The sequence below is a fragment of the Bacteroides sp. AF39-11AC genome, assembly GCF_003474285.1.
In the GTDB taxonomy this organism is placed as follows: Bacteria; Bacteroidota; Bacteroidia; order Bacteroidales; family Bacteroidaceae; genus Bacteroides.
The window spans coordinates 67,163-79,145 of record NZ_QROH01000006.1 but is presented as its reverse complement, the minus strand read 5'-3'; the positions used below and the strand labels follow the sequence as shown (position 1 = coordinate 79,145).

The 11,983-nt window shown below is 41.1% G+C and carries 5 protein-coding genes and 1 tRNA gene; 1 reads left to right on the top strand and 5 read right to left on the bottom strand.

Translation table 11 applies throughout. The features are described from left to right. Positions 1–7: 7 nt before the first annotated feature. Positions 8–547: a TlpA disulfide reductase family protein gene (locus tag DW036_RS14075; RefSeq protein ID WP_118464951.1), complete on the bottom strand. Its 540-nt coding sequence runs from the start codon at positions 545–547 to the stop codon at positions 8–10. 24 nt (positions 548–571) lie between these two features. Next, positions 572–2,437, bottom strand: coding sequence for an SLC13 family permease (locus DW036_RS14070; RefSeq protein WP_118465230.1), 1,866 nt, complete (start codon positions 2,435–2,437; stop codon positions 572–574). A gap of 241 nt (positions 2,438–2,678) precedes the next feature. On the opposite strand from DW036_RS14070, the gene DW036_RS14065 reads away from it, so the two are divergent. Then, complete coding sequence (locus tag DW036_RS14065) at positions 2,679–8,474, top strand: DUF3320 domain-containing protein (RefSeq protein ID WP_118464950.1); 5,796 nt, start codon at positions 2,679–2,681, stop codon at positions 8,472–8,474. Positions 8,475–9,021: 547 nt separating this feature from the next. On the opposite strand, the gene DW036_RS14055 is transcribed toward DW036_RS14065, so the two are convergent. The 3 genes from DW036_RS14055 to feoB form a co-directional block, all read right to left on the bottom strand. Next, positions 9,022–9,093: transfer RNA gene (locus DW036_RS14055), tRNA-Cys, on the bottom strand. A 52-nt stretch (positions 9,094–9,145) separates the two neighbouring features. Then, the gene (locus DW036_RS25985) at positions 9,146–9,361 is read right to left on the bottom strand and encodes a hypothetical protein (RefSeq protein ID WP_118464949.1); all 216 of its coding nucleotides are present in this window, start codon (positions 9,359–9,361) and stop codon (positions 9,146–9,148) included. Next, positions 9,358–11,829: a ferrous iron transport protein B gene (feoB, locus tag DW036_RS14045; RefSeq protein ID WP_118464948.1), complete on the bottom strand. Its 2,472-nt coding sequence runs from the start codon at positions 11,827–11,829 to the stop codon at positions 9,358–9,360. The genes DW036_RS25985 and feoB overlap by 4 nt, the downstream gene beginning before the upstream one ends. Positions 11,830–11,983 lie beyond the last annotated feature (154 nt).

The window sequence follows — 11,983 nt, the reverse complement described above, 5'->3', positions numbered from 1 at the left end:
CTGTTTGTTATTTCTTTGACAACATTTCGTCAATCTTCTTCGTTAATGCAGCAAATTCCTTCTCATTGTACAGGCGGGTCAGTATTACAATGCGCCCATCTTTATCAATCAGTACATTGCGGGTAATTCCGGCATTGCGAAGCGCATATTTGGCAAAAATATCTGCACCGGGGTCTAAGCCCAAGGGATAAGTAATGCCAGTCGACTTGCCGAACGCAATTACTTTGTCCAACGGTTCATCACGGTCTATGCCGATAAGGGCAAATGCAGAATTATCTTTATGCTTCAACCAGATATCCTTTTCTATGAAAGGCATTTCTTTACGACATACTCCACACCAACTGGCAGTGAACTGTAACATCACCACTTTGCCACGGAGTTCGGAAAGGGTAACCTTCTTACCGTCTGTCAGGGTAATGGTAAAGTTGGGAGCCATCTCCCCTACTCTTACAATGTAGCCGGTGCTATCGGCAGTTACTTCCTGTGCTTTGCCCGATAAACTACAAAGGACAAACAGGATAAACATCAAACTCTTTACTACTTTCATTGATCTTATACTTTTAAGTTATTCTCAAAACGGGAACAATAACGGAAGTACAAAGATCATCACAATTCCCATAATTATCTGTAAAGGCAAACCAACTTTAACATAATCCATGAATGTATAACGTCCCGCAGGCATCACCAAAGCGTTGGGTGGAGTAGAGAATGGAGAAGCAAAACACATGCTGGCTGCCACGGTTACGGCAAACAGGAATGGATATGGACTCAAATCCAATTGTATGGCAGCCTGGAGGGCAATCGGAGCCAAAAGTACTGCTGTAGCTGTATTACTAATAAACATAGTCATCAGCGAAGTAGTGAAATAAATACCTGCTAATAACACATAAGGCCCGTAACTACCCAATCCGTTTACCAATGACTGAGATACCAAATCGGAGGCTCCGGTCTTTTCCAGCGCCAGCGACATGGGCATCATAGCGGCAATCAATACAATACTTTCCCAGTTAATAGTTTTATATGCCGCTTCCACATTCCTGAAACAGCCAGTAAGCACCATTAGCAGACCTGCAATCATTACTGCCGTTACCGGGGCAATAGGGATGAAGTCGAACATCATCATTACCACCATTCCCAACATGATTATGGCAGCAACAGGTGCTTTATGATTCAATGTTACTTTAGCAGCCTCAGCAAGCGGTTGTCCAAGTACTACCCAATCGGAGGGATCTTCACTCAAACGCGCTATATTCTCCCATGTTCCCTGCACTAACAGCACATCTCCCGAATGCATCTTTTCATCTTTCAGATTTTTCAGGATATACTGGCGCTTGCGTTGGATACCCAGGATATTCACACCATATTTTTCCCTGAAACCTGAATCTTTTACCGGCTTATTTACCAGATTGGAGGCAGGCATCAATACAATTTCAGCAATACCTATTTCTGTAAATTCCAGTTCTTCACTTTTTGCTTCTACCGTACCTTCCGCTGCATGGGTATCCAGCAACTTTAATGTATTTTCTTCGGCAAAATGTTCTACATTGGTAAAATCACCCAGTACATACAAAATATCATTCTCTTGAATAACAGTATCAGCAGCAGCCATTTCCTGGCTCATCGTCTTAAAAAAGTGACGACGGGAAGAGGATGACTGACGCCGAACTTCCATTATACCTACATTATAGCGTTGTGGAATACTTAATTCCTGTATAGTCTTTCCGGTTAAAGGCGATTTACTTTCTACCTGTACCCGACACAAATTCTGAAACAGTTGGTACTCTCCCGCCAATTCTTTCAACGATTTGTTCTTTTTACCCTTACGGTCCTTGTCACCTTTCTTAGTCAGGAAAATCTTACTCAATGGAATTAAGATTATCAATCCGACAGCCACACAAACCAATCCTACAGGAGTAAACGAGAAAAATGTAAGAGGTGTATATCCTGCAGAGGTCAATGCTTCCTGAATTACAAGGTTCGGCGGTGTACCGATAAGCGTCATCATACCTCCCATACTACTGGCAAACGCAAGCGGCATCAACAGGCGGCTGACATTGATCTGCGTCCCCATAGCCATACTGACTACAATGGGAAGCATCAAAGCTACTGTTCCGGTATTGCTGACAAAAGCACCGATGAAGGCAGTCACCAATACAATAAGAACGAAAAGTTTCAACTCACTGTCACCAGCTAACTTCAGAATACGACTACTTATCATCTTTGCCAATCCCGTCTGAAAGATAGCACCGCCCACAACGAACAATCCTATCATCATTATAACAACAGAATTAGAGAAGCCAGTCAATGCTTCTTCCGGGGTCAGAATGCCGAATATAATTAGTAACACCAAAGCACAAAGCGCAACTAAATCCGAACGCACTTTGCCACTCATAAAGAATATCGCAGAAAGAAATAAAATAATGAGAGTAATATACATATAGATATAAAATTTGTCTGTTATTAAACAATCCAATAGAGTATTTTGTTCTAAGGCGTTGCAAATATCACAAAAATCAAGACAATAGACAATAGAGTGAATCCATTTTGAACTAAATAAGCGACAAAAATCTCACTAAATTATAAATAAAAGCTAGATTATTAACATTATATTTATAACTTTGAATCCGGGAATGCTATTATAAAATTACGTCTTTCATCAGTTAAATTCTATAACAATAATGGGAAACGACAACACTATTACAGGCATCTTCAATGGGACAGTCCATCTGGAATACCTACCATGTATTAATTATGCAATGATACACAACCATGTGCCCTCATGCAATTTCTGCGAACTCATGAACAGTGATGAAGTCGACTGGAATAACATCAAAGTATCCATAGACGGAGAACTTATTAAATACTCAGAAAGCATTCTTGAGATAATTCCACCTGGACAGAACATACAAATCAACAATCTGGAAATATCACCTGAAAATGGAAAATTAATCGAATTGACAGAAGGCATCGATACTACCTTTCATCTGGTTGTTATGATTTCCGGTGAGATAGCCCATCAGCAAACGTTTCCTATCAAACTGATGGCATACGATCAGTGGAGCGGCTCCAGTATCATGCCCGAACTCTTAGCTACATTTGTTACTCCCAATCACCCCATACTTTCAAGAATAAGCGTAAGGGCCTCACAATTCCTCGAAAAGTGGACCGGAAATTCCGCCTTAGACGAGTATCAGACACAGGACCCCAACCGAGTACGTGCACAGGTAGCTGCTATTTATGAGGCTCTCCGGTCTGAGTCTTTAATATATTCTACGGTTCCGGCCAGCTTTGAAACTTCGGGGCAGCGTATCCGCTTGGTAGATAATGTACTCACCAGCAAGCTGGGTACATGTATAGACCTGACTTTACTCTATGCTTCCTGTCTGGAGGCAAATGGCATTCATCCTCTTTTAGTCTTATTGAAAGGACATATATTGGTAGGCGCATGGCTTACAGAAGATATTTATCATCAAACCGTAGGCGATGATGCTTCCTTTCTACTCAAAGGGAGTGCAAATGGCATCAGCGACATTGTATTAGTTGAGACAACCGCAGTGGCATCCTCTCAAAACATCTCATTTGAAGAAGCCGCTACAATGGCTCAGAGAGAACTTAAAGAAGAAAACAGATTCGAGCTGTTTATCGATGTATATAGGTGCAGACTGGATAAAATCCGCCCATTGCCGCAACGCATAAACCATAACGGTGAATGGCAAATAGAAAACAGTGGAATAGAGCATGAGAACGTAACCCAAAGAATACACCAACTGGACCGGTATGAAATAAAACTGGAGGACAGCAAGGATGAAATAACCAAGCAGATTATTTGGGAAAGAAAACTGCTGGACTTTTCTCTACGTAATAATCTGATCAACATCCGGCTTGGCAGAAGAGTCATACCATTCATATCTTTCGAAATTGACCATCTGGAAGATCATCTGCAAGCCGGAGAAAACTACCAGATATTACCCAGTCCTGCTAAAAGTAAAATAGAACCTGGTGAGACAGGGCTCTATGATTCTTCTTTATGGAAAGGGAATTTGGAAAAATTAGTAATCAGCGAACTGAGAAACAAAAAACTTCGTTCTTATCTGACCGAAAGCGAACTTCAGAACTCACTCAAATTTGTATACCGTACATCGCGAACCGCCATCGAGGAAAATGGCGCCAATTCACTGTTCCTCGTTTTAGGAGTCCTGAAGTGGTACGAGTCTTCTAAGAGTGTGAAACCACGCTTTGCTCCTATCTTACTGTTACCGGTAGATATTGTGCGTCGTGGAGGCTTAAGTGGATATATCATCCGCACCAGAGACGAAGAAATCATATTGAACATAACGCTCGTCGAACTATTGAAACAACAGTTCAGTGTTAATCTTTCCGGGTTGAATCCGTTGCCAAAAGATGATAGTGGGGTAGACCTGAAAAAGATATTCGCTACGATTCGCACCTGCATCCGTAATATGAAAGGTTGGGACGTAGTAGAAGAATCCATGTTGGGGTTATTCTCATTCAACAAGTTTGTCATGTGGAATGATATTCATACCAATGCAAGCAAAATGAAAGAGAATGCCATTATAGCCAGTCTGATGGAAAATCGCATTCAATGGCAAGATACAGCTCCGGAGATTGACGCCAGAGAAATAGACAAAAATCTTGAACCTATCAATTTTGCCATTCCTGTTGACGTTGATTCTTCGCAGCTTGAAGCTGTCATTGAATCAGGAGAAGGAAAGAGCTTCATATTGCATGGTCCTCCGGGAACCGGCAAATCGCAGACCATTACCAATATGATAGCCAATGCTCTGTATAAAGGGAAACGTGTGCTATTCGTAGCGGAAAAGATGGCGGCACTTTCTGTAGTGCAAAACCGTCTGACCAAGATAGGATTAGATCCATTCTGCCTGGAAATACATTCCAATAAAGTCACTAAATCCCATTTTCTGGCGCAGCTTCAGAAGGCTATAGAAGTCATTCATATCCAGTCTCCCGCTGAGTTTGAAAGCACTTCAAAGCAATTATTCGAGCGTAGAAGAAAACTGATCGATTATATGGAAGCATTGCATCATTCCCATGCTTCCGGTTTCTCTCTTTACGATTGTATTACACACTATTTATCGATACAAGGAGATGAATTGTCTATCGACTTTTCTCTGTTGCCCGCCATCACGAAGAATCAACTGACAGACTTTTGCGAAAAGATCCAGGAACTGGATACAGTTTTTCAGATAACAGGACATCCGCAAGACCACCCACTAAAGGGGCTGGAGCCATACGAAACTTCCATAGAAAGCTCTCAGAAACTACAAGCCGGAATCAGGCGCTTTATAAATTTATTCACCTCAATTACCGCTAACAGAAAGTTGCTTTCAAATAGCCTGGGAATCTCGATACCTGATAATTGGGATGGGATCAACTGGATGGGCAAGATAAGTAACCAACTTCTATCCATCCCATATCTGAACAAAACGCTATTGGAAATAGGTGGCAATACCGATTTGATAGAAGAATGGAAAGATGTTGTCCTGTTCGGCCGTAAACGAGACCAGTTACAAGCTGAACTGGGCAAAGAATACGCACTTCAAATTCTGGAAGAAAATGCATTTACCCTTCAGCAAGAATGGAAAGATATCGAAATGAAATGGTTCTTACCTAAATTCTTTGCAAAACGTTCTTATCTGAGAAAGCTCAGACTTTACAATACGAATTTGCAGGCAATGCAAATACCAAGCCTGTTAGAAAAGCTCAATGCTTATCAAAATAATAATAAGGTCATTCAAGAACAATCTTCCGAATTGTCATCTTCTTTCGGTTTCTTAGGAAGAAAGAACAAAGAGAAATGGAATGATATTGATTCTATACTTAAGAGTCTTCCGACGATTTACAACACTTTATCGGAATATGCAGCAATAGTTCAACAGCCATTTGCAGAAGTTCTGAATCAATTTGCAAATAAAATTAGTATTGACTGGAACATATTCCAGCAGTCTAATGAAAACACATTCAAGCAATTGATCGATACATCCAGCGAATTGAATACGGTTCTCAATGAAATTAAAGGTTTATGCTACATACAACTGCCGGATAATAATCTTGAAATGAAACTACCGATTCTACTGAATACCTGGTTAACTCACTTCAATATGATTAAAGACTGGGGACAATGGTGCATCCGTAAGAAAGAATTGGAATCTTTACATTTAACCATAGTTATCAACTATATAACAGATAAGCATAAAAGCGGATCGGAAGCTGCTGATGCATATATGAAGGGCATTTATCACCAATTAGCGCTAAAAACCATTGATGCAGATGAAACTTTGCGTCTTTTCAACGGATTGCTATTCGAAGAAATGATCAGCAAATACAAACAGTTGACTGTAGACTTTCAGGAGTTGAGTAAAAAAGAGCTGTACTGTAGATTAGCGGCCAAAATCCCATCACTGACAATGGAAGCCGCCTCCAGTTCCGAAATAGGAATTCTAAAAAGGAATATTTCAAATGGAGGACGCGGCACATCTATCCGGAGAATTATAGATCAGATACCAACTCTGTTGCCCAAGCTATGTCCATGTATGTTGATGAGTCCGATATCAGTGGCTCAATATATAGATCTGGATGCAGAGAAGTTCGATCTTGTTATCTTCGACGAAGCATCACAGATGCCTACCAGCGAGGCAGTCGGTGCAATAGCCCGCGGCAACGCATTAGTAGTAGTAGGTGATCCCAAGCAAATGCCTCCGACAAGTTTCTTCTCCTCTTCACAAGTTGATGAAGAAGAGGCTGAATTTGATGATATGGAGAGTATTCTGGATGATTGTATCTCATTATCCATTCCATCCCGTTACCTGACCTGGCACTACCGGAGCAAACACGAAAGTCTGATTGCTTTCAGTAATTCCCAGTATTATAATGGAAAACTATATACCTTTCCTTCTGTGGATGACAGAGTTTCAAAAGTACGCTTAGTTCAGATAGATGGTACGTATGATAAAGGACGTACACGCAGCAATCATGCCGAAGCGGAAGCCATTGTGAAAGAAATACTGAACCGGCTACGTATACCTGAAGTTCCTGAAAAGAGCATAGGTGTCGTATCCTTCAGCCAGGTGCAGCAAAATCTGATAGAAGATATGCTCATTGAGGAGCTGAACAAATATCCTGAATTGGAAGAAAAAGCTTTCCAAAGTAATGAACCTATTTTCATCAAGAATCTAGAAAATGTGCAAGGTGATGAACGGGATATTATTCTTTTCTCTATAGGATACGGTCCGGACAGGAACGGCAATGTATCTATGAATTTCGGACCATTGAATAATCAAGGCGGTGAACGTCGTCTGAATGTAGCCGTATCGCGCGCACGTTACGAGATGATTATATTTTCAACCTTACGCTCCGAACAAATAGATTTAAAACGCACAAAGTCCAAAGGTGTGGAAGGCTTAAAAAGATTCCTTGAATTTGCAGAACGCGGCACCTCACCTGTTCCGGCCATCCAGCTCCAGAACCTGCAACAAAGTAATCTCATCACTTTAATTGCACAAGAACTTACTCAGCGTGGTTATAAAGTGGAAACTCTGGTAGGGCGGTCTAATTTTAAAGTAGATTTAGCGATTGTTAATCCGCTGCAACCAGACACATATATTCTGGGAATCTTATGTGACGGAAGAAACTATTATGAAACAAAAACCACCAGAGACCGTGAAATAGTACAACCGAATGTCTTGCAAATGCTCCACTGGAATGTGATGCGTGTATGGTCTGTCGACTGGTTTGAACATAAGGAGAACGTCGTGAAGCGCATTATCAAAAAGCTGGAAGATTTAAAAAACACAAAAGTAGAAGAACAGCCTCCCCTCCTTCCGGCAGAGAATAATGTTCTGAAAACATTCAGTATAGAGAATGAACCTGTTGTAGAATTGGTGAACAATCGAGAAAAAGAGTATACATTCGCTAACTTGCCCGATATCGGTTACAGTACAGATATCGATACCGTAATAACTTCTTCCTATCAGGTTAAAAAACAACTTCAACAAATAGTCAAGATTGAACAACCTATAACAAATACTCTACTATATAAAAGGATATTACGAATTTGGAATCTGACAAGAGTTACCACCCGTTTACAGCTATTTATCGACAGTCTTCTTAAAGATGCATATAAAGACCCTTTATCGGGAGATACTATAATTTACTGGGAAGATGAAGAGAAAGCTAAAGACTGCGACTTTTACCGCATCAACTCCAAACGCGATATTCTGGATATTCCAATCCTGGAAGTAATGAGTGCCGCCCGCTATGCCATAGAGCAACAAATATCCATGCCGACTGAAGATCTGAAACGGCTGACTTCCCAACTTCTCGGTTTCAGTAGGAAAAGGAACAATCTAGATATGATAACGGAACAGGCCATACAATTGCTGATTGACAAAGAAATATTCAGCCATGCGAACGGAATGGTATCCATGAACAATTAGGGTTCATGGCTACTTTCTTACGAAGGGGAAACAGGATGAAAAAGAATGTCTGCCTAATAGTCTTCGATAGTGGAATTTCCGAATATATCCTTTTTAATCATAATCGTATTACCATTATCATCTTCAATAATCGTATTACCTAAAATGTCTTTTTTGACTGTTTTTATTTTCTTGACTGACTATCGAATATTCGTAACTATCCTCTATAGAATTAACACTATAGCTCTTCATTATATGGGGAGCTAAAACAAACTGAACTGTAAATTAGGATAAATAGAATCTTTTTCATGGCATATTTCTTTGGGGTTGTAACAAAAATAATATGGGAAAATGATAACTAACTGATGAATTCTATATATATTGATAGGAAAAAAACCAAAATTAACACTTTTCATGTGCTACAATCGTATCGTTTTAGGAGGCTCGGACTACATTCGGTCTACACTTGCACGATTTTCTACCCAAATGGCAGGGTAGCTAAGTTACTGAAGGTCAATAAACAACAAATGCCCCAAGTATTTCTACTCAGGGCATTTTGTTCGTTTTGAGGTTCCTGGCGGATTCGAACCGCCGTACACGGTTTTGCAGACCGCTGACTAAGCCACTCATCCAAGGAACCAATCTTTTCTCATTTGCGGTTGCAAAGGTAGTACATTTTTTGAGAACTCCAACTATTCGCAGCAATTTTTCTTCTTTTCTTTTTTCGTCGCACTACACTCTGCACGCTTCTCATCCATCAATCGCTTTAAGTCACAACCGGTTACGCAATTTGCACATGGGTTACCATTTCCTTTTGTCCGGCGAAAAAAAGCATAAATTCCCCATCCGATCCGGACAATACACAACAGTAACAGGATTGCAACTATCCATTGTTGCCAATTCATCATACAAATAATCCTCCTATTCTATAAATGGCAAATGCCATTACCCACGCAAGCAGCGTGGTATACACTGCCGTAAATAACGCCCATTTCCAGCTACCGGATTCTTGCTTGATTGCTACAATCGTAGCTATACATGGGAAATAGATCAATACAAACACCATATAACAGAAAGCTACCAACGGTGTAATCGGAATACGTTCGGCAAGACTTACGGCATCCGCTTCAGCATCATTCGTATAAAGCACCCCCAGTGTACTTACCACTAATTCCTTAGCGCCCACACCTGAAAGTATACCGATACCAAGTTTCCAGTCAAAACCCAAAGGTTCAATCACCGGCTCCATAGCCTTTCCTATCTGTCCGATGTAGGAATTCTCCTGCTGTTCGGCAACCGTCTCATACGCATCATGGTCAGGATAATATCCCAACGCCCATATTACGATGGAAGCTATCATGATGATGCCCCCCATTTTACGAAGATATTGCGCACCTTTCTCCCAAGTATGCCGGAAAATAGCCTTTGCTGTCGGCAAACGGTAAGGTGGAAGTTCCATTACGAACGGAGTATCATCCCCTTTCACCAAGAAACGGCTGAATAAACGCGCCATCAATATCGCCAACAAGATACCTATTGAATATATTAATAACAGTATCAAACTACCATTGTTCGGGAAAAACGCGCCTACCAGCAACAAATAAATAGGCAGGCGAGCACTACATGACATCAACGGATTGACGAGCATAGTAATAAGTCGGCTTTTACGGTTCTCAATAGTGCGCGAAGCCATAATAGCAGGTACATTACATCCGAAACCCATAATCAGAGGAATGAAGGATTTACCATGCAGCCCCATCTTATGCATAATCTTATCCATGATAAACGCGGCACGTGCCATGTAACCGGAGTCTTCCATAAGCGATATGCAGAAATAAAGAATAAGGATGTTCGGCAGAAAGACAATCACACCACCAACACCACCAACAATGCCGTCTACCAACAAGTCTTTCAATGGTCCGTCCGCCATATTGGCATGTATAAAATTGCCGAGGGTTTCTACCAACCACTCAATACCCATCATCGGGTATTCGCCGAGCACGAACGTCCCCTCGAACATAAGATACATGAACAGGAAGAAAATGGGGAATCCCCACACACGGTGCGTTACAATGGAGTCTATCACACGGGTAGTATGTTCTTTATCCAAATGATTATCCACAAAGGTTTCTTTCAGCGCACCGGATATAAAACCATATTTAGCATCGGTAATTGCCTGATCGCAATCCTCATTCAGCACGTCTCGAATACGGCGACTTTCCTGATCACGGACAGCAATGATTTCTTTGCCATTGGGTAAAGTTTTAATCAACGTTTCCAAGTCCGGATCATTCTCCAAAAGCTTGATGGCAAGAAAACGGGTGGAATACTTATGACGGATATCTTCATTCTCACTAATCACCCGCTTCACCTCTTCAATGCTGCGTTCCAGTTCGGGACCGTGATTAATGTGAATATGACGATAAAATCCATGATGACGCACCTCTTCCTCTTTATGAGCTCCACCGGTATAGCCGGGCACATATTCCCGATGCCATTCGCGCAGGTCATTCAACACTTCGGTACGTACTTTGCCTTTTTGATCGAGGAAGTCAGCACCTTCGTAAATGCTGATAACAACATGAAAAAGATCTTCGATGCCTTTACCCGTACGCGAAACGGTAGGAACCATAGGGACACCAAAGAGTTCACTCAGTTTCATGTAATCCAGCGTGTTGCCACTGGCTTCCAATTCATCATACATATTGAGAGCCATCACCATACGTACGTTCATATCAATTAGCTGGGTAGTGAGGTACAGATTACGTTCCAGATTAGATGAGTCTACCACATTGATAACAATGTCCGGAGTTTCATCAATAATATGATGACGAACATACATTTCTTCAGGACTATATGCTGATAGCGAATATGTACCGGGCAAATCGACTATGCGGAAATGATAGCCCTGGAAATTAAAGTAGCCTTCCTTGGCATCCACTGTAACTCCACTGTAGTTACCAACGTGCTCGTGTGAACCGGAAGCAATGTTAAACAGAGAAGTTTTTCCACAGTTTGGATTACCTACTAAAGCAACATTAATGGTACGGCGCTTACCGAGGGCGATCCGTTTCAGTTCTTCTTCACCCGGATAGATATCTTCACTCATTCCCAGATGATAATTCGGTTTTGTCACTTGCTCTTTCGCCTCATGTTCACTGAGTACTTCAATCATTCCCGCCTCCTGACGACGCAAAGAGATTTCATACCCCATTACTTTGTATTTTATGGGGTCTTTCAGCGGGGCATTCAGCAAAACCTCTACGGTCTTGCCTTTAATAAAGCCCATTTCTACAATTCGTTTACGGAAACCGCCATGCCCCAGTACTTTAACGATTACACCCTTTTCTCCAGTTTTTAATTCGGACAAACGCATAGTCTTCTCTCTTTCTTTAATTTGGATGCAAAGATAAATGATTTGTATTTAGCCTACAAATTATTTAGATTGTTTTTAAATAAGGAGGGAATATCCTCCATTCTCCACTTTGTTCCGAAGAATTAGAAAGAATTTAATCCGTTAATATTATCTT

Coding starts and splice junctions, on each gene's coding strand:
- DW036_RS14075 (WP_118464951.1), bottom strand. CDS start 547: ATGAAAGTAGTAAAGAGTTTGATGTTTATCCTGTTTGTCCTTTGTAGT.
- DW036_RS14070 (WP_118465230.1), bottom strand. CDS start 2,437: ATGTATATTACTCTCATTATTTTATTTCTTTCTGCGATATTCTTTATG.
- DW036_RS14065 (WP_118464950.1), top strand. CDS start 2,679: ATGGGAAACGACAACACTATTACAGGCATCTTCAATGGGACAGTCCAT.
- DW036_RS25985 (WP_118464949.1), bottom strand. CDS start 9,361: ATGATGAATTGGCAACAATGGATAGTTGCAATCCTGTTACTGTTGTGT.
- feoB (WP_118464948.1), bottom strand. CDS start 11,829: ATGCGTTTGTCCGAATTAAAAACTGGAGAAAAGGGTGTAATCGTTAAA.